Consider the following 20,178-nt stretch of genomic DNA (forward strand, 5'->3'; position numbering starts at 1 on the left):
CGATAGGCTCTTCGTACAGCAGGAAGATTGAATAGGTGATAAATCACTCTCCTGCGGTTCGCAGCCACAGGCGATACATCGAAACTACCAGGATCGTAAATTAGCGACGGAGTGGCGCAAGGCCTTCTCCGATTTGACAAGCGTCTCTTGACGAGAAATCACGCGCGAGCAGTCACCCCCAACAGGGGCAGCTCGACATACTTCTTCACTGACATACCACTCAACTCGACCGCAGGGCGCGGCCGATCAACTTCGCTTCGATAGACAGGTTACGACTGCAACGGCATACCACGCTTGCCAGCGCCACATTCGAAACGCGATGTTCCTGGAAGTGGGTCCAGACAGTCGTCACAGAATATGATCAGTTTTTTCGAATGTCAAGCCGATTTTCGGCGCTCAAAATTTGTGATTGAGGTCGAATTTATTTGGTAAGTGCCGCTGGCGAGGATTTCTCCCTATGAAGAACGCCGCGTGGCCATTCCTCTGATTGTAAATGGTTTTGAACATCGGAACGGACTGAGCCAGATACACAGATGAGCGACGAAAATACGTCTGAGATGTGGCGCAATTCCAGCGCAGATGCGATGCGATTTCACGCCAGCATGCACCAATATAGCAGCGCCACAGCGCGACTCCAGTCGCTCCCCAGCACGTCTGGATTGGCACTCACTACAAATTCCGCCCAAAAAGACGGGCATTTCCCATGGAGTACGTACCACCCCACTATTACTGTTGATCACTTGCAGCAAACAGGAGGACGAAGTGGAACCCATCGTGCGAGCCGTGGACATTGGCCGGGGAAATACCAAATTCATTGCAGGGGTCAGCGCTGGTGACGTGCGTTGCGCGATGTTCCCGTCGCAGGCCCACCCATGTGAAACAGTCTATGAGCAGGAAGCCTGGGGAATGAAACGTAGGACCGTCTGCGTCCCAGTCGACGATCTGAACTACGAGGTCGGGCCAGACGCTCACCTGGCATCCGACATCTTCAATGCCAATGTGCTGCAGCACGACAGCTACAGTGCAACGCCTGAGTATCTGGCTTTGCTACTGGGGGCACTGCATTACATGCGTCTCGACCGGATCGATCTCCTGGTACTTGGCCTACCCGTGGCCACGTATAAGCTCAAGAAGCAGGTGGCGGCGTTGGAACGCCGCGTGACCGGTGAACACATCCTGGCGGAAGGCAGAAAGATCACGATCGCGCGCGTCAAAGCAATTGCGCAGCCATCCGGGGCCCTGATGTACTGCGGGCTGACCCATGGGCGCCTTGCTCAGATGCGGAAAGAACGGAATCTGATCATCGATCCAGGTCGGCGGACGTTCGACTGGCTTGTGACGCAAGGCATGCAGCAAATTGACAAGCGCAGCCATTCGGTACCGCGTGGCATGTTTGACGTGCTCCACTCGATCATCGAAGGAATCAGCCGAGCCACCGGCTCTCACTACCGTGAATACGACGCGATCGATTTGGCGCTGCGGACGGGGAAGAAGCCGGTCATCTTTCAAAAAGAATACGACATTACCCACCACCTGCCACTCGCGCAGAAGATCCCGGAGCAGGCTGTCGCCGAGATGCTGCACTACGTCGGCGACGCCGCCGACATCAAAAATATTATCCTGGTCGGCGGTGGCGCCTTCTTCTATCGCAAAGCATTGAAAGCCGCATTCCCGCATCACGAGCTGCAGGAACTCAAGGATCCGATCTTTGCCAACGTCAAAGGTTTTCAGTATGCCGGCACGGAGCTAGCCAAGCAGGCCGACGCTTCATCGACTCGGACAGATGGCACAGATCCGCTAAACATGGCGACCTAAACCATGGGCACCCCTCTTACCATCCGCTTGAGTGTAGAACTGGAACGCGCGGACAACCCGCCCCTGTATGACGATCTCATCAAGTTCCCAAAGGGACCACGCCGCGTGAATCGCCTGCGCACACTGGCCTATGCCGGACTGATAGTACAGCAATGCGGACAAACCACATCTGTTATGGAGGCACAGTGGCTCACCAAGCCACATACTGAACCAAACACGCCGGTTCAGGATACCGTCGTCGCCTTGGCATCGATGGAACTTTTTGGCCCGTCAAGAAACGAATAGGAGTCGAACATGGAAAACGAAGAGCTACCTCGTATCAGTGCTAGCCAACTGGCCGAGATGGGATACTGCGAACGCAAAATCGTCCTGGCCGTCAGGTTTGGTCCACGCAGCACGCCGGAGCGCGAACAGGCCCGAGCAAATGGTGAGCTGCAACACGTGAAATTCTTCAGCGAAACGTTGGAAGTGAATACCGTGCCCTTAGCGGCCAAAAGTTTGCGAGAGCAGTCGTCCATCCAAGCCAACGCATCAACTAAACGAACTACCAGACGCCAAATAGGGTGGTACAAGATGCTACCAAGATGCCTATCGGCGATGCATAAGACAAACTGCCAGGTGGCGCGATCTGTCCGAGCAGGGTTTGTAAAATTATGCGATCGACTGTACTGGCCGCCCCGGCAACGAGTGCAAACAAAGCGCCAGTTGCGTCTTCACCTTGTATCGCGTTCCCCCGAAAAAAGATGAGCACGTCGACTTTTCTATCGGCGCTTTTGCATATAGGTGGGGTACTTCTGTTGCTCTGTCTCGTACGGGGAGTGAGAAGACATGCGATGTGTCGAACACGCCCCTGCTGGTTCCCGGTGGAACTGCGGTACGCCAGCCTGGCTTACGCAGAACAAACCTTTACGCTTGACGCTCCCATCAAACTCATCGCACGTGTCGATCGAGCCTATCGCTACAAAGGAAAACTCACGTTGATGGAGTACAAAATCCGTCGTGTTGAGCGTGTGTTCATGTCGGACGTGATCGAACTCTCTGTCCAAAAGATGATTCTGGAATTAGCAAGCGGAGCCAAGGTGAACGATTACGGGTTTGTCGTTGTTGAGCGCCCCGACATACCTGGGCGTAAAGCCATGAAAGTTTTCTTGCTTAACCACAAACAAATCACCGCGGCTTATCACCGCAGAATGGCTTTATTGAATCAAACGATTTCAGCCGACCACGCGGAATCAATATCGCAGTGTCGCCGATGTGAATTCTTGAAGGAATGCAAAAAAATATCCTGAAAGTACGGTGTAGGCCATATGGTGCTCATAGAATTCCTTCTGTGAATACCCCACGTGATGATGCTTTGCTGGACAGTCAGAGTTTCTTGCAAGCGATAATAAATGTACGAACTGCGATTTACTGATATGGCGCATAAAGAAGATGCTACGGTCTGACTTTCTCCGAGGGGTCACGTATGATGAAATCGGTGACCTGAATCGGGCGTTTGAACACTTCCTACGCTCTCTCACGATATCAAAAGGTAGACCTTTTTAGATGGATATCCCAAATATCTGGCGTTTTATAGAGAACACGCAGCAAAAGGAAAATGCATGGACTTACCTTCCAATGTAAGCAAGCAAGTCGATTTACTTTCAGAAATGGGCAATGACCTAGCGGATCAAGGCGAATTCTCCCAAGCAGCGGAAAGATGGACACAAGCCCTTGATCTGCTCCCTCCGCCGCAGGCTGACTGGGACGCATATACCTGGCTGAAAGCCTCGATTGGCGATGCGCTCTATCAACTTGCGAATTTTTGTGCGGCGCGCGAGGCATTGTTCGATGCGGTGAATGGTCCTGACGGCCAAGTGAACCCGTTTGTGCATTATCGCCTTGGACAGACGGAAGTGGCCTTGAAAAATGAAGAGGCAGGCATTGAAGAGTTGCTCAAGGCGTACATGCTCGACGGTGAGGAAATCTTTAACGAAGAAGAGGATGGGCACATCTTTTTGAAAAAACTTCGGGATGCCGGACTGGCCAGCTAGCAAACATGGTGGATTGTATGGAGGTGTAAAATGCGTAAAATTCTCATGACCGTCGTCGTCATCCTACTCGCGAGTATCGCGGGATTGTTGGCGATGGACCGCTACGACAAGCATGTGGAAAAACAAAGGCAAAAGGCGTTCAACGAGAAGTTTTTGAAATAGTAAATCGGCACGATGTGGATGTAGCCATGATCGATGAACTTCCGCCAGATCAATTCCATGTTGTGGTGGAGAATCACATGGATCGAGCGCGCCTATTGTGACTCGTCAACAATATTGGCGAGGTCAGGTTACGCAAGAGCGTTGCCAAATACGGTGCCCGTTGGTCAAGATAAAAGCTGGGAATAGGCATCTCAGACGTTTGAAAGTCTTTGCAAACTTAATGATCTTTTTAAATTTTAATTCTGGAGTATGAAATTGAGTAGTGGAGAGGCTGAAATATTTTTCAATGGCATCTGTTTTGGCATCGCTATATTAATAGGTGGTTTTGCCATTGTCATGTATAGAGCATGGCAACCGAAATTCTATGGGCTGCTTATTTTGGCTCTTTTCCTAATCCTTGGCGCGGCTCTTACCTTTGGCCTCTACTCGTCCCTTTTGGAGAGCTTTTTGGCAATGAAATCTATCGATAGGAGTGTTCTTGTCGTGAGAGATCGGCTTGCAGAAAACGTTCGGCTATTGGCGTTTGTCGTTCCTGGGCTAATGCTCGCGGTGGCCGCTAATTTAATAACAACATTTATGCAAACTCCTAGCCCGAAAAAATAGAGTAAATAGGGAGGTACTGTGAAATTCATTTATATTGCATGGATTGGATTCATCGTACTGAACATCTCGGCTTGCGCCGACTTTGATCCATCACTCAATGGTTTGTTAACAATCAATACTAATGTAGCTAAGCCTTCCAACATACGCCCTGGCAATTTATATCCAAGTATAATTTCAGCGACCACTTTTTCTAAAGAATCGGGATGCACTGTACTGCCAATTCATAAAAGTAAGGTTGATGTTGATACGCTTTATGGACGCGCAATGGCCCGTTTCGGATTTAAGTCACCTGAGCAAATCACGTTTTACCGAAAAATGGTTGATCGAACTTACTTGGTTGATCAGGGATACAAGCATGAAAAGCAAAGCGGCGCTTTTTACCATTTAGCTCAAACTGTCCCGTCTGCTACACCTGGAAAATCAGGGGCAATGTGGCTCGATCTGACATTTTCTAAAAGTGGTTCTGGCAGTGACATTACCGCCGAATTTTGCATCGATCCAGATGATCCAGTAATGTCCAGCAACAACATTCGCCAGCAAATAAGCGCTCGAATCCAAGAGATCTTCGGCACCTGACAAGGTATCTGCGGTTTAGAGCTCGCACACCCGCCCGCTCCAGGCCTATGTGAATCACACGTTCTTGGTTGCGCTGCATTGTCTATCCATGCAGGCTTCCAGAAGAGAACGTTTGTGGAAAGGTCTCAGCACTGTGCGCAACCATGCACGGAGTTGAGTTGGTGCGCCTCGGTCAATGTCAAGCCTGGATTGTCGAATGGCGGGCGCATCAGGTCATCTGCCGCAGTACCAGAACGAAATACCTATGGAGCAGTTTGAGGAGCGCAGACCAATCCTGAAAACTCCATTTTGGGTCTTCTCGGGCGACAGCATCCTTCATACACCACCAGTGCGATAATCACTATCGCAATGCGATGCAAGGTGATCCTCGAATTGCCGAAAAGTGGAATTAATTCTAGGGCGTGTTCATCGACAATACCTTCTATACGGTGAAGGCCGGATAACTTAAGGACGCTATCATGAACCAGAAAAAAGTCGCCAGCAAAATTCCAGTAGCAAAATCAGCGGGTCGGAGGTCCTCACCACCACCAGCGGCAGTCATCCCCCCTACCCCGAAGCCAAGCATAAATGGTACCAAGTTATCGGCAACGCAGAGCGATGGATCTAGGCGGAAAAGTGCGCAATCCACGCCCCCTGCCCCAAAGAAAATTGTCATGGATGCGACGACTATTCACAACCGGGAACAACAACTTAACATCAACAATGAACGTTTTTGGACGGGGCGTGGTCACGATAGACGCCCAGCTAACTGGGAAACGCTAAGCCCGGATTCCCACCACAAACAATCAAAATAAATCGGATATCCAGGTCTTTACACCAGCGCGTGGCGCATCGAGATGCACCTCAGACGTTTCGCGTTGACGTGCCCACCATTCCAGGTAAAGTTCTGCGCCGCCTTCCGCGATCGACAGGTTGTTCTTTTCTACACTTCCGATAACGAATAAGCGTGTCAGAACCACGGCGGCGTATAAAAGAGGCGCTGGTGGTGAAGGACGGCTATGTTCAGGGAAGCGCTTAAACATATGTAGCCAAGCATTGTCAAAGTCGTTCACCGTGAACTGGCGGCCCATGCGCCACTTTGCGAGCATTGGCGACAACACGTCCATCCATATCGCTGCTTCGCTAACAGAGGGGATTTTTGCCGGCCATTTTCCATGTAAGCGGTAATAGCGCAGGCATGCCATCATGTCGAGAAGTTTGCATACTGGCAGCCTAACCTTTCCACGTATGCGTGGGCCACCGCTTTTGCACGCCGTCCGGGCTGGAAATAGTCCATGGAACACTGGTACTGGTTCGAATTTAGGTAGATAGCGCGCGCTGAACTCGTGATCGAGGGTAGCCAGAAGCTGTAACTGGAGGTTAATCAACAATACAGTCGTCGGCAATGCAAGATCCCCCCACTGCATCGCGTGATTCGTACTTTCCCTCAAAGCGGCGGGACCGAGCTTAAGTTCAGGATTCTTGAAGTGTTCATCCGTCAGCCAGGCAGTATGAAAGAGCTGCACGAATCCGGCCATATCGTTGCGTTCCCGCTGCTCTCCTAGGGCAAGTGAAAGCGCATCAATGCGTCGCGCAAGATCCAGTGCGGATGGGCAACCGTCTGGTCCCCCCCAATGCAGAGTTTGGATGATTGCACTTGCCCCGCCGCGACTTTCCGCAAGCTGAGAAAGGTAGGCTTCGCGCTTCTCCTCCGGCCACTTAGCCGCGATCAATTCCTTTTGTAGCCATGACATGCTACGCCGAACAAAAGCATCCCGTTTTCGGTCACTTGGAACAGCTTTCCCGTTCAACCAATTGCGTATTGTCCGTTCCGACACGACACCTGTCCTTGCGATCATCCCTGGAAATGCTATCCCGTAGAATCGCTCCGCAATTGACAAGAAATAGAGTTCAAACATTTTTCTTTTCGAGGCTTACATTGGTGAACATTTGGGTGGTGATGCTATCTAATCCAGTGGGCACGCGCATCCGCACTTGCTCTTTGGGTTTTGTTGGCGGCCAGAAGTAAATAGAAGCAATATCATTGCATAGTCAGCCCCTTTATACAGCCAATATTCATGTTCTCACGCAAAGTTACTCGTCCTGTAGGGATTTAGGATGAGGTCAACCATGTCATGAAAGTGGAAAATGAGAATGCTGTATTTGCTGGTCTTTGTCATCATGACATCGGGATGCGCGGCTTACGGGGATCGCGTACCGGATAATTTGATTGGTCAGAACAGCTTCGCCGTCGCCGCTCAGTACGGCACGCCCGGCGGCTATCGACAGGAGAATGATCTGTTGCAGCTCAACTATGGGAGCGAGACTGCGGGTTGCAAGATCATGATGTTGGTGAACCAGGCGCAGCGGATCGTGGGCTGGGCCAGGATCGGCGCAAAATGTGCGGATCTATCGGATAAAACTATTGTTCCTTGATTCGTCCTGCTCCAGTACCGCTTTTGCTCATCCTTACGCTACTTAGAGTGCGACTACTTGCGTGGATTACTGACCACCCCGGCTTCCTCGAGCAGATTCAGAACAATCATAGGTGATATTTCGATAAGCTGCGAGATACTCTGCGCTGCGTCCTCTGGCTCGCCGTCAGCAAGATACTCGGCATGAAATCGCCGCAGAATGGATGCGAGTGCGATCGACGTCAGCCCAAAGTTACCGCGAATATTAGCCTCTTCCAGTTCCTCACGCTTGCAAAAAAAAGCTCCTGGTGCCCAAAACCAGATTCCGACAATTTCATTTGCCACGTCCAGCCAAGGGGCTACATCGCGCAATACCAGGAAGCGCTGACGTCCAATGTGACGAACAAATCCTGAGCTCTCCAGGGATGAGAAGTACTTCCACAGCGCAATATTGGCCGCATTCGGGAACTCTGGTGAGACAACATAGCGAAGTTGCATCCAGCCTAAGACGTTTTCGAGGGCAATCTCGCGGTGCCCTCCCCCCAAAATACATTTCCGAAAAATATCGGATTGCCATACATCCCTGTCTACTCCAAACGACCTGTCGCCACCGACCCTCGTGTTCAAAATTACAGGAACGGTACCGGCAGGTAGTCTCAGCTTCGCGTGCAAGAAGGCGCGCTTATTCTCCGTTGATGTGCCCTTGAAGCTGTCATTGGCTCGCGCAAGCTTCTGCTCGCTTTGTTTTTTTTCTCGAGCTTGACGTGCCCGGTTTGCTTTCTCTAGTCTTTCTTCTTCATCCAACGAAGCATATACCGCTGCGGAGTGAGCATCTTGCTCCATTTTGCTCTGTACTGCATCACCCAAGAGTCGTTGCAGTTTTGTCTCAAGCACTCGACGAGCTGTGGCCATCCCAGGGTAAGAAATCCAGCGGATGCGATGCGCTGCCGCAGTTACCGCATCACGAAGCTCAGCTATCGTAGTTTGCACCGGAATATCGTTCAGACAAATCTCGTAACATGCGCAGTCAGACGCTTCCAATTCGCTAGCTTTCAGGGGATCAACGGCATGGCTCACAAAGACCTCAATGCGGTGTTCCACACTGAGACCCCTACCTGAGCCCACAGCATCCGGTCGTCGATTGTCTCTGGCCACCTCTATTTCGACCGCCTCATACTTTACGTTCACCGCTCTCGCTAGAACGGCCGAGACGATCTGTAGCTTGCCCAGCGCGTCGGTGGCGGAAAGGCTGATCTCGACAGCTGGCAACTGGACGCTTCGTTCATCGGCCAAAATTTGTTTTGCCATCAAGTGGAGAGCCGTCTCTGCTCCGATCGCGCAAGCGAGACCATCATGAGCAAAATGCCAGATATTCTGCTCGCCTTTCTTTGCAATCAGCGGCGCGTTGCATCCGGGGCAGGTGCAGTTGCATGCGCGACCCGATTCAACTTCGACAGGTGTAACCATCCGGCCACTTTTTTGCCCAAAGGGCACGCGCGACAAGGCTGAAATCGAGCTCAACGTTACGCCACCACGGCAACATGGAATGTGGCTAACGGGGAATCCGGTGCTTGAGCCATCCAATTGGCGCGGACGTGCGTCTCGCCTCTAGCAGAGTCAATGAGCACTTGGTCACTCCAGAGGTCGCACGGCCGATGATAAATATTATTTTTTTGACTCCGCCGCATCTGGTGATTGTTTGGACAAAAAAGGCTTAGAGTGGGAATGATTGCACCCTTAGTACAGCGAATATGCATTGGAGTATTCGAAGACCACAATAGAACCCTGAACCATCCATCCGCCTTTGATACCAGACGAACGTGATGGATCACTGTACGATGCTGCTGCAACAATGAAAAGTGTGTTATTTTTTTGCAATTTTCAAACATCCGCCGGTGTCCAACGCATTAAAAAATGATCGCCCTCTTCGTAGTGTTCGACCACGAAAAATCCACGTCTCTCAAAAAATTCTTTTCGCTTTTTCGTTTCGCATTTAAGAATGATTGGGATCTCGGGCGTTACTGAAACTTTAACTTGTTCGATCAGTTTCGTCCCTATGCCCTTTCGCTTGGACTCTGGGTGCACATACAAGAACATAAGGTCAGCTTCCTGAAACCCAGTGCCGCCAATATAACGGCGCCCTTTGAAGGCAAGAGCAAAGCCTTCCTGTAATCGGATAATGGAAAAATGACCTTCGGCTAGATGTTTGAGTACGTTTTTCGGAAATTCTTCATCCTTATCACTAGCAAACTTTTCGAAATTATCGTTCACAAAGTGGACGATATTTTCGTCAGAAAATTGTCTAAAATCGATCATATGGATCCTATCTATTGTACGGCTAACAGTAAAAATACAGGTGCAAATATTCTACTTAGTTCGAATCAGTTAGCGCTAGCCAAGCTTGTTCGTAAATTCCTTTTTCCCGTCAAGGTCATTTTTACTCTAGCACTGAATCGCCACAGCTAGTGTAGACAGTCCTGATCCACGGTTCTTGAAAAAGAAAAACCGATGGATCGTGTCTGGGGCCTGGGTGTCCTCCCGGCCTCTAAGTGTGCTATCTCGTAGCTGCCAGATCCAACGGCGAGATCGGATCTGGCTGCCCCTGCCCTGCAGAGAGCCTCGCACGCTCAAGAAAAAGCTCCTAGAACGTCGGCGGATCTTGTTGGCTCTTTCGTGCAATCACAACTGTTAGTTTTGACAATTCAAGCAATTCACGGACCTTGCAGTTTTTGACGTCCTCAGCATATACTGTGTTTATATACAGTATTTTTGAGAATACTCAACAACCGCACGCCAGACGCCATGCTTTCACCTTCCCTTCAACGCACCAGCTCTACCGCATTGGCTAACAGCCCCATGCTGCGTGACGTCTGGCGCGCGAGTGAATTGAGCCGAGGAACAACCAGCACGGTTACTACCGGTCACAGCATCTTGGATCGTGAGCTTCCAGGCAAGGGTTGGCCACTATCGACCTTCACGGAGTTGCTAGTTCAGCAAGCAGGTATCGGGGAAATGCACTTATTGCGGCCAATGCTGGCACAACTGTCGCAACATCGCCGGATCGCCCTGGTGCAGCCGCCGTACTTGCCCAACTCCGCCGCCTGCAAATTCATGGCCCTGAGCTGCCCAAACCTGCTCTGGATACGTGCCCCCGGCACCGCCGATGCTCTCTGGTCCACCGAGCAGATCCTGCGCAATGGCAGTTGCGGTGCGGTATTGCTGTGGCAGACGAATATCCGCGACGAAGCACTGCGGCGTCTCAATCTGGCGGCGCAGACGACCGAGACGTTCTTCTGGCTGGTCCGGCCGATGAGCGCAGCGGCCGATGCCTCACCAGCGCCATTGCGCCTGGCATTGCGCCCCGCCGCCGGTGGCATTTCCACTCACATCATTAAACGGCGTGGCCCACATCATGAGGCGCCGCTCTTTATCCCGCTGGCTGACATGCCGGCACGTCAACGATTTTTGGACGATCAAAATGCGGTTCTGGTTCAGCGTACACCTCCCACTGTTGCCTCTCGAATGCCTCAGGCCGCGCTGGTGTGAGCCGGGGCCCTATGCGGTGGTCGACAAGGGCCGCATTATCACGGTCTCGCAGCAAGCCTTTGCCGAAGGCGTGCGTGTCGGCATGCGCCCAGGCGGCGTGGCGGCCGTGTCGCCGGATACCGTCATCCTGGAGCGCAGCCCTGAGCGCGAACAGATTGCTAGCAATGCCATCGCGCTCGCCCTCCTCCAGTTCACCCCGGAAGTGGCGCATGCCAGCGACTTCAGCCTGCTGCTGGACGTGACCGCCAGCCTTCGACTGTTTAACGGGCGAGCCGCCATTAGCCGGCGCATTCGCGCTGCCCTGCAAGCGCTTGGGGTGGCCTCGCAGCTTGGTACAGCGCCGACAGCCATGGGGGCCTGGCTGCTGTCGCGCTGGCAGCCGGCCAAACGCCAGATCATTCTGCGGCGCACCGTGCACATGCGCTCACTGGAGCGCCAGCTCGACCGCATGCCCTGCGCCTATCTGCCCAGCACGGCGAATCACCTGGAGTGGCTAACGGATATTGGCGCGGATCATCTGGCGGCACTCCGGCGCCTGCCCCGCCCGGGCATCCAGCGCAGGATGAACAAGCACGTGCTCGATGAGCTCGACCGTGCCTATGGGCTCGCTCCTGAATTGTTTGAATGGATCGCCATTCCCGAAACTTTTTCAGCGCGCATCGAAACCTTTGACCGGATCGAACACGCCGATGCCCTGCTGGACGGCGCCACTGGCCTGCTGCAGCAATTCGTTGGATGGCTGGTCGCGCGCCAGCAGGCTGTGAGTGTTTTTGTTCTGCTACTGGAGCACGAACGCGGGAAAACTGCAATCCCACCTACGCCAATCGAGATCGGATTGGCGGAGCCGACCTGGCGCGACGCGCACCTGATACGGCTGCTGAAAGAGCGCCTGGTGCGCACGGAACTGGTTGCCCCGGTCATCGCCCTGCGCCTGGAGGCGCGCCTTCTCACGGCGATGGCGCCCCCGACACAAGACCTGTTTCCCGAGCCGGGCGGCAGTCCCGCCGACTACAGGCGCCTACTGGAATTACTCAGTGCCCGTCTTGGCAGCGACAATGTCCTCTCGCCTGTCGAGCATCAAGACCATCGGCCGGAGGAAAGCAATGCCTGGGCTGCCGCCACCGAGAAGCGCAAGGCGGTCAACGCCGAAGATGAGGCTTTTGAGCGCCCGTTCTGGCTGCTACCTAAACCAATCCCGCTGCTGCTGCGCAGCGAACGTCCCTTCTATGGTTCCCCTCTAAAAATGCTCAAGGGGCCGGAACGCATTGAGGCCGGCTGGTGGAACGATCAAATCGCGGCCCGCGACTATTACATCGCTCAAGGAAGCGATGCGACCTGCTACTGGATCTACCTCGAGCGTGTCGTTGACGGCCGCTGGTACCTGCACGGCATGTTCGGCTAATCATGGACAAGCCGCCAGCTCCCACGCTGCCCGACTATGCCGAGCTGCAGTGCATGAGCCATTACTCCTTCCTGCACGGCGCCTCTCCGCCCGATCAATTAGTGGCGCGCGCGGCCCAGCTGGGCTACCAGGCCATCGCCATGGCCGACGAATGCTCCCTGGCCGGCGTGGTCAAGGCGCATGTGGCGGCGAGGGAGTGGAACATCCACCTCATCATTGGCAGCCAGATGAGGGTGACACCGGAGGACGGCACACCGCCCTTCACTGTGCTGATCCTGGCCATGGATCGCGACGGCTACGGCAACCTGAGCGAACTCATTACTGCTGCGCGCACGCGCGCCGACAAGGGAAGTTACCTGGTGTGGCCACGCGACATCGCCAACCCCACCGCCCCTCTCGCCCATTTAAAAGGGCTGCCTGGCTGCCAGCTTATCCTGTGCCCCAAATATAACGCCCCCTATGAAGAGATCGAGCGGCAAGCCGAATGGCTGGTGCGCAGCGCACCGGGCCGCGCGCGCGTCGCCTTGACGTTGCACCACCGTGCCCAGGATGACCGGCACCGCGCCATGGTCGAAGCCATCGGCGCCGAATTCAGCCTGCCAGTGGTGGCCACGGGCGACGTCGTTATGCACCTGCGCTCGATGAAAATCATCCAGGACACCATGACCGCGATTCGTCTGAATACGCCGGTGGCGCAGTGTGGCTATCAACTGGCCTCGAATGCCGAAGCGCATCTGCGCTCGCGTCTGCGGCTGGGCAATCTGTATCCGCGCGACACACTGGATGAAACCCTGCGCGTGGCCCAGCGCTGCACCTTTTCGCTCGATGAGCTGCGCTATGAATATCCGGGCGAGATTGTGCCAGAGGGGCAGACCCCGGCCAGCTACCTGCGCGAGCAGGCGTATATCGGGGCGCACTGGCGCTACCCGCACGCCATTCCGGACAACGTGCAGGCACAGCTGGAATATGAGCTGGAACTGATCGGCGACATGAAATATGAACCCTATTTTTTGACGGTATTCGACATCGTGCGCTTCGCCCGCTCGCAAAAAATCCTCTGCCAGGGGCGCGGATCGGCCGCGAATTCGGCGGTGTGCTACTGCCTCGGCATCACCGAAGTCGATCCCTCGCGCGGCACCCTCCTCTTCGAGCGCTTTATCTCACGCGAACGCGATGAACCGCCCGACATCGATGTCGACTTCGAACACCAGCGCCGCGAGGAGGTGATTCAATACATCTATCGCAAGTATGGCCGCATGCGGGCCGCTTTAACGGCCGTCGTCATTTCCTACCGCCCGCGCAGTGTCTTGCGCGATGTAGGACGCGCGCTGGGCGTGGATTTATCGGTGGTCGACAAGGTTGCCAAAGCCTCGCATAGCTGGGGTGGGCGGGCCGATCTGCAGCAGCGTCTGATTACCTGCGGACTCGATCCACACTCCCCCATCGCCGAGAAGTGGGCGGCAATTGCCGAGCGCCTGATGCGTTTTCCACGTCATCTTTCCCAGCACCCGGGCGGCTTCGTCATTTCGCGCGGCCCCCTCTCCCGCCTGGTACCCATTGAAAACGCCGCCATGCCAGAGCGCACCGTGATTCAATGGGATAAGGATGACATCGATGAGCTGGGCCTCCTGAAAATCGACATCCTGGCGCTCGGCATACTGTCGTGTATCGCCCGCACCCTGGCTTTGATCTCGGAGCAGCGTGGAGAACGTTTTGAACTGGGCGATATTCCCCATGAGGATACTGCCACCTACCAGATGATCTCTCAAGCGGACACCGTCGGCGTGTTTCAGATCGAATCGCGGGCGCAGATGTCGATGCTGCCGCGCATGCAGCCGCGCGAGTTCTATGACCTCGTCATCGAGGTGGCGATCATCCGGCCAGGGCCCATCCAGGGCGGCATGATCAATCCGTACCTGCGCCGGCGCCAGGGCCTGGAAGCAGTGACATATCCGAGTCCCGAGATCGAAGCCGTGCTGCGGCGCACGCTCGGGGTGCCCATCTTTCAGGAGCAGGTCATGTCGATCGCCATGACAGCAGCCGGTTTTACGGCCGGTGAAGCGGATCGCCTACGCCGCGCCATGGCCGCCTGGAAAAGAAAAGGTGGCCTGGAACAGTTCGAAGATCAACTCATGAGCGGCATGGCCGAGCGAGGCTACAGCATCGAGTTTGCCACCTCCATTGTTGGCCAGATACGCGGCTTTGCCGAATATGGTTTTCCGGAATCCCATGCGCATAGCTTTGCCCTACTGGCCTACGCCAGCAGTTGGCTGAAATGCCATCATCCCGCCGAGTTCCTGGCCGCCCTGCTCAACAGCCAGCCCATGGGTTTTTATAGCCGCTCCTCTCTGGTGCAGGACGCGCGCCGGCATGACGTCGAGGTAAGACCCGTCGATGTCTGCGCGAGCGGGTGGGAAGCATCCCTGGAGCCGAGGGCAAACGGCAGACTGGCGGTACGCCTTGGTTTGAATAATATCAACGGGATGGTGAGAGAGGCGGCCTGGCGCATTGAGGAAGCCCGCGCTGCAGCCCCCTTCAAAAACACGCGCGATGTTGCCATGCGCGCGCAACTCGATGCGGGTGATATGAAGGCCCTGGCGTCGGCCAATGCCCTGGTAACGCTGACGGGCAACCGGCGCATGGCCATGTGGGATGCTGCAGCGAGCGTGCCGGAGCGGGATTTGATGCGTGCGACGACCATTGCCGAACCCGTGCTGGAGCTGGCGCCGCCGACGGAAGCCGATGACATCGTGGCGGACTACCGGCATGTCGGCCTGACACTGGGCCGTCATCCACTCGCTCTCCTGCGTGAACGGCTCAACAAGATGCGCTTTGTACCGTCGGATATCCTGAACACCTTCAGCGACGGCCAGCTAGCCAGGGGCTGCGGCATCGTCACGGTAAGACAGCGGCCGGAAACGGCCAAGGGGATGATTTTCCTCACCCTGGAAGACGAATTTGGCACCATCAACATCATCGTCTGGCCCACTCTGGTGGAAAAGCAGCGGGCCGAACTGATGAATGCCTCGCTCTTGGGGGTGTACGGAATTTGGCAATCGAAAAGTGGCGTGCGCAACCTGATTGCCAAGCGACTGGTCGATTGCTCGCATCTGCTTGGACAGCTTGACACGAGGAGCCGGAATTTTCACTAACGAATGCGCTTTCGTAATTAATTATGGTAACAAAGTGCCTACAGCAATCATGGCGATTCAATGTCCATCAAACGCTTCTTTCGCTTGCCGGCATAACTATCTGCAGGTTTCTAATTTAACGTTATTGTTAGGCATGGTTAAGCAGTTAATTTTTTATGAGAATTAAATTTATGAAATAGATGTTAGTGAAATTATTTATCTCCAATTATCCTATTTAGGCAATTTCTTTTATCAATAAATTCGCTCGGCATCCGAAATCGATCGATACACTGGGCCGTAGCAATAAGCCCTTCCAACTGAGTTCGCTTTTCATTAAGTTCGCATTCCAAAATATGTGCACTCGGCCATGAGCCTCCAGCCTGAGAAATCACGCCAGTCAAACCACATTTGTATTTTACATATCTATTCCCTTCACTCTGCTGTAAAAGAAAAGCAGGTATTACTACGTCAATCATGAAATCGTGATCATCCTCAAAACTTGCCATTTTCTTCGTCAAATTTGCCGCAGCTGTCTGAATCTCCTTTTCAATTTTCGCAATATCTTCAGCTGTTTGCAAAGAAATATAGTTGGCACTATCTTCAGGCCAGCATTCTTTTTTATCAACACAAGAGGAGAATGCTGAATAAGCATTCGATGAAAATAAGAAATATACGATTATTATAATTCCCATGTGAAACTCCCAAAGAAAGATATTAAAATAGCTATTTAATTTCATTAAATTTAATATTAAAGAAAAATTTTATATGAAACCTATCACAAATTATAGAAAAAAACAATGGTGTGATAACGTATTAAGAAAATCACACATTGCTGGTTGATAGATGTGACATTTGGATAGAATTTAAGACTCAAAACAATATAAAATCGCGACAAATATGTCAAATTGAAATCATGGAAAAAATTACAAAATCAGAGATTAGTCACGTTAGTTTTCTGTGGGCCATTCAAGCGATGTGCGCCCTCCATAATCATCCATTCTCAGAGGAAATTGTAGAAAACATTTCGGCTGCTCCTTACAACATGGAAAAAATTCTAAAGTGTGGCGCAGATATTGGTCTAGAAATTAACGGTATTTCAGGAGTAAAAATAGAAATCCACAAGCTTAAATTTCCATGTTTGCTAATTAACATAAATAAGACGGTGCTAAAACAAATTGAATTAGAGGAGTACGATGAAATCGATAATCATGAGGTTATATTGGTATTAAATATAATCGATGAGCAAGCATTAATAGCGGCACCAGGAAATAAAGAGACATTCATAGTCGATAAAAAATATATTAAAATAGAAAATAAAAATATCTTATTCTTCAATAAGGTTCTATCAACAAATATAGAAAGCGAAAACAGCCAAGATGCGAAATTCGGATTTTCTTGGTTTTTGCCAGAGTTACTAAGACATAAAAAAATATGGAAAGAAATATTATTAGCTTCTTTAGTAATACAAATTATTGCATTGGCCACACCACTGTTTACTCAAACAATCATAGATAAAGTGATTGTTCACCGGACCCAAAGCACGCTAATTGTTGTGCTCGTAGGCATGACGATTTTTATGTTCTTTAGCGCTATTATCTCATGGGTAAGACAATATTTAATACTTCACACCGGAAATAAAGTTGATGCAATGCTCGGGACTGAAGTATTTGACCATCTATTAAAGCTCCCTCCTAACTACTTTCAATCAAGACCAACCGGGGTAATAGCAGCGCGTCTTCACGGGATTGAGACAATACGGGAATTTATTTCCAGTGCAGCAATAACACTAATGCTTGACTTGCCATTTTTGATAATATTTGCAGCAATTATGTTCTATTATAGTATTAAGTTAACTATTATTGTTGTAGCTATCTTGCTGTTAATTGTACTAATAAGTCTTCTAACGAGTCCATTATTCCAAAAAAAATTACAATTGCAATTTCAACTTGGAGCTCGTAATCAAGCATTTTTAACAGAATATATTTCTGGAATGGAAACTGTGAAATCCTTGCAATTAGAGTCGCAGCTCGGCTCAAAATACTCCAATTACTTAAGTAGTTACCTTTCCGCCAGTTTTTCGATGAAGCAACTGGCTAATACCTACAATACGTCAGCTAATCTACTTGAGCAGCTAATGACCTTAGCAATATTAGGACTGGGAGCTTATACCGTGATGAATAACGCTGATTTTACAATTGGAATGTTGATCGCGTTTCAAATGTTCGCCTCTAAATTATCTCAACCAATGCTAAAATTAGTTGGTTTATGGCAACAATTTCAACAAGCATCGTTATCTATCAAACGACTTGGGGATCTTATGGACGCACCGACAGAGCACTATTCCACCACACCGGCTCGTTCAGGGCGAAAAAAAGGTGCGATTCAAATAAGAGGAATTTCTTTTAAATACAATAAAAAAAGCCCTCTTTTATATGAAAATTTGAGTTTTAACATTTTACCTGGAGAAATGATTGCAGTGATGGGGCCGTCAGGCTCAGGTAAAAGTACACTTGCGAAAATAATGTTGGGATTTTATCGACCGACATCCGGTTCAATAAAAATAGATGATATCGACATTGTACATCTGTCTGTAAATGAACTTAGGAATAATTTCGGGGTTGTCCCCCAAGAAACGACACTGTTTTCGGGAACAATTTTTGAAAATTTGTCCATCGCTAATCCTCGCTGCAATTTAGAGCAAGTAATTGCAGCATGTAAAATGGCCGAAATACATTCTACAATCGAAGGGCTGCCAAAAGGATATCAAACCGAAATCGGTGAGCGCGGTGCGGGGCTTTCTGGTGGACAAAAGCAGCGGATTGCGATTGCTCGCGCTCTTTTAAAGCGCCCGTCAATTCTAATTTTCGATGAAGCTACTAGTGCTTTAGATAGCGAGACAGCTGAAAACTTCTCAAGGACAATTAACAATTTAAAAGGAAAGGTTACAATTTTATTCATAACTCATGGCCTCCCTAAGGGAATATCCGTAGATAGAATATTTCAATTGTAAGACTAGTATAAATTTAGAAAATTTTTAGCCACATGAATAATGAAATGCATGAAAAAAAACTAAAAGAATCTGAAATAGTTGGAGCTAACTCTATTGTTAAAGAAGATCTTCTTAAAATCATTAGATCAAAACTTCACGACCCTCTTTCCTTAATGAAGGAAGACGAGCCGAGTTCAAATTTCCGAATTGTCTTATGGTTAGTTATGTTGTTAGTCTTTTTATTGATATTGTGGTCAATTTTCGGAAAATTAGATATCGTCGTGGTTGCTGAAGGAAAGCTAGTTTCAAAAACCTTGGTTAAAATCGTACAACCTGTAGAAACAGGAATATTGAAGGAAATTTTATTCGTCGAAGGGGAGAAAGTTAAAAAAGGTGACGTATTAGCCAGATTGGATCCTACAATCATTCAGGCGGAGTATTTGGAATTAAGCAATGACTTAGCAAACCAAAATTTGCAAATCCGACGTATTGAAGCCGAGTTAGCGGGAAAAAATTTGGCCTATTTACCGAATGAAAATTTGGAGCGATATACTTGGGTGAACAATCAGTTTTTATCCAAAGTGTCAGCATATAAAGATAATATCGCGCTGGAAGAAGCGATTTTTAAAAAGTTGATCAACGAGCGAAAAGCTGCTATTGAGCAAAAAAATAAAATTGAGCAAACATTACCTATCTATTCGAAGATTTCATCAGCTTACGAAAAATTGGAGAGGGATGGATATATGGGACACTTAATTGCAGCAGAAAAAATGCGGGAAACAATCGAAAAGTCACGCGATTTGGACGTACAAAACTCCACTATTTCAGCGTTGGACGAGGGAATAGAATCCCAAGTTAATAAAATTAAACAAATTCGAAGTAGCTATAGAAATGCGTCAGAAAACGAAATTGCTGAAATCAGAGTAAAAAAAAATCAGATTGAAGCTAACTTGAAGAAAAATAGATTTCGGAACGAACTACTAGAACTAAAAGCCCCCCAATCTGGAGTGATAAAAAATCTTGCAACAACAACAATAGGTGCGGTAATTCAGCCAGGTTCGGTAATGATGACATTGATTCCAGACGAGGAAGATTTATATGCGGATGTTGAGATTATGAACAATGATATTGGGTTCGTAAAAATGGGGCAAAATGCACAAGTAAAAATAATTGCCTACCCGTTTCAAAAATATGGATTGCTTACAGGTACAGTGATACGTTTAAGCAAAGACGCGAATGAAAATGCAAACTCTAATCGAATGTTAGGTCAGTCATCAGCTGAGTCAGCAGCCGGCGATACGGGAGAAATCCCTTCCAATTCTACGTCAATTTATAGAGCACGTATCGCCCTAAGTGATCAGAGAATGTCTAGCACGGATGGTATGGGCATGGAGATTAAAGCGGGGATGCGAGTGATTGCCGAGATAAATCAGGGCCATCGAAGAGTCTATGAATATTTTATTTCGCCGATCAAAAAAATCTCACTTGAGGCAGGACGTGAACGTTAGATAGAAGCTACATATTTTAA

16 protein-coding genes are annotated in these 20,178 nt (G+C 50.3%); 12 read left to right on the forward strand and 4 right to left on the reverse strand.

What is annotated here, in order from left to right; translation table 11 throughout:
* Positions 1-762: 762 nt before the first annotated feature.
* From ACQ4WY_RS25510 to ACQ4WY_RS25535, 6 genes are all read left to right on the forward strand, one after another.
* Positions 763-1,815 carry a PRTRC system protein D gene (locus ACQ4WY_RS25510; RefSeq protein WP_436506482.1) on the forward strand — a complete coding sequence of 351 codons (1,053 nt, stop codon included), beginning with the start codon at positions 763-765 and terminating at the stop codon, positions 1,813-1,815.
* 3 nt (positions 1,816-1,818) lie between these two features.
* The gene (locus ACQ4WY_RS25515) at positions 1,819-2,100 is read left to right on the forward strand and encodes a hypothetical protein (RefSeq protein WP_436506483.1); all 282 of its coding nucleotides are present in this window, start codon (positions 1,819-1,821) and stop codon (positions 2,098-2,100) included.
* A gap of 458 nt (positions 2,101-2,558) precedes the next feature.
* Entirely contained in the window at positions 2,559-3,104 is a 546-nt protein-coding gene (locus tag ACQ4WY_RS25520) for a hypothetical protein (RefSeq protein WP_436506484.1), read from the forward strand.
* Between the two features lie 312 nt (positions 3,105-3,416).
* The gene (locus ACQ4WY_RS25525; protein ID WP_436506485.1) at positions 3,417-3,848 is read left to right on the forward strand and encodes a tetratricopeptide repeat protein; all 432 of its coding nucleotides are present in this window, start codon (positions 3,417-3,419) and stop codon (positions 3,846-3,848) included.
* A gap of 30 nt (positions 3,849-3,878) precedes the next feature.
* Positions 3,879-4,010: a hypothetical protein gene (locus ACQ4WY_RS25530; protein ID WP_436506486.1), complete on the forward strand. Its 132-nt coding sequence runs from the start codon at positions 3,879-3,881 to the stop codon at positions 4,008-4,010.
* A 621-nt stretch (positions 4,011-4,631) separates the two neighbouring features.
* On the forward strand, positions 4,632-5,189 hold the full coding sequence (locus ACQ4WY_RS25535; RefSeq protein ID WP_436506487.1) for a hypothetical protein: 558 nt from the start codon (positions 4,632-4,634) through the stop codon (positions 5,187-5,189).
* Positions 5,190-5,974: 785 nt separating this feature from the next.
* Here ACQ4WY_RS25535 and ACQ4WY_RS25540 read toward each other — a convergent pair.
* Positions 5,975-7,087, reverse strand: coding sequence for a hypothetical protein (locus ACQ4WY_RS25540; protein ID WP_436506488.1), 1,113 nt, complete (start codon positions 7,085-7,087; stop codon positions 5,975-5,977).
* A 235-nt stretch (positions 7,088-7,322) separates the two neighbouring features.
* Between ACQ4WY_RS25540 and ACQ4WY_RS25545 the strand changes: the two genes are divergently transcribed.
* Positions 7,323-7,604: a hypothetical protein gene (locus ACQ4WY_RS25545; protein ID WP_436506489.1), complete on the forward strand. Its 282-nt coding sequence runs from the start codon at positions 7,323-7,325 to the stop codon at positions 7,602-7,604.
* A gap of 53 nt (positions 7,605-7,657) precedes the next feature.
* Here the strand turns inward: ACQ4WY_RS25545 and ACQ4WY_RS25550 are convergent, their stop codons facing one another.
* Together ACQ4WY_RS25550 and ACQ4WY_RS25555 are read right to left on the reverse strand one after the other, a co-directional pair.
* Positions 7,658-9,103 carry a competence protein CoiA family protein gene (locus ACQ4WY_RS25550; RefSeq protein ID WP_436506490.1) on the reverse strand — a complete coding sequence of 482 codons (1,446 nt, stop codon included), beginning with the start codon at positions 9,101-9,103 and terminating at the stop codon, positions 7,658-7,660.
* Between the two features lie 360 nt (positions 9,104-9,463).
* Positions 9,464-9,898 (reverse strand): GNAT family N-acetyltransferase, encoded by a 435-nt coding sequence (locus ACQ4WY_RS25555; protein ID WP_436506491.1) that lies wholly within the window; start codon positions 9,896-9,898, stop codon positions 9,464-9,466.
* A 540-nt stretch (positions 9,899-10,438) separates the two neighbouring features.
* On the opposite strand from ACQ4WY_RS25555, the gene imuA reads away from it, so the two are divergent.
* From imuA to ACQ4WY_RS25570, 3 genes are read left to right on the forward strand one after another with little or no spacing between them, the layout of a single operon-like run.
* Positions 10,439-11,128, forward strand: a complete 690-nt coding sequence (imuA, locus tag ACQ4WY_RS25560; protein WP_436506492.1) for a translesion DNA synthesis-associated protein ImuA — start codon at positions 10,439-10,441, stop codon at positions 11,126-11,128.
* A 16-nt stretch (positions 11,129-11,144) separates the two neighbouring features.
* On the forward strand, positions 11,145-12,530 hold the full coding sequence (locus tag ACQ4WY_RS25565; protein ID WP_436506493.1) for a Y-family DNA polymerase: 1,386 nt from the start codon (positions 11,145-11,147) through the stop codon (positions 12,528-12,530).
* 2 nt (positions 12,531-12,532) lie between these two features.
* Entirely contained in the window at positions 12,533-15,682 is a 3,150-nt protein-coding gene (locus ACQ4WY_RS25570) for an error-prone DNA polymerase (RefSeq protein WP_436506494.1), read from the forward strand.
* A gap of 191 nt (positions 15,683-15,873) precedes the next feature.
* On the opposite strand, the gene ACQ4WY_RS25575 is transcribed toward ACQ4WY_RS25570, so the two are convergent.
* On the reverse strand, positions 15,874-16,353 hold the full coding sequence (locus ACQ4WY_RS25575; protein WP_436506495.1) for a hypothetical protein: 480 nt from the start codon (positions 16,351-16,353) through the stop codon (positions 15,874-15,876).
* Between the two features lie 221 nt (positions 16,354-16,574).
* Between ACQ4WY_RS25575 and ACQ4WY_RS25580 the strand changes: the two genes are divergently transcribed.
* Positions 16,575-18,671 carry a peptidase domain-containing ABC transporter gene (locus ACQ4WY_RS25580; RefSeq protein WP_436506496.1) on the forward strand — a complete coding sequence of 699 codons (2,097 nt, stop codon included), beginning with the start codon at positions 16,575-16,577 and terminating at the stop codon, positions 18,669-18,671.
* A 32-nt stretch (positions 18,672-18,703) separates the two neighbouring features.
* On the forward strand, positions 18,704-20,158 hold the full coding sequence (locus ACQ4WY_RS25585) for an HlyD family type I secretion periplasmic adaptor subunit (RefSeq protein ID WP_436506497.1): 1,455 nt from the start codon (positions 18,704-18,706) through the stop codon (positions 20,156-20,158).
* Positions 20,159-20,178: the final 20 nt, after the last annotated feature.

It is taken from the genome of Janthinobacterium salmonicoloratum (assembly GCF_051380845.1).
Lineage (GTDB): Bacteria > Pseudomonadota > Gammaproteobacteria > Burkholderiales > Burkholderiaceae_D > Janthinobacterium > Janthinobacterium lividum_F.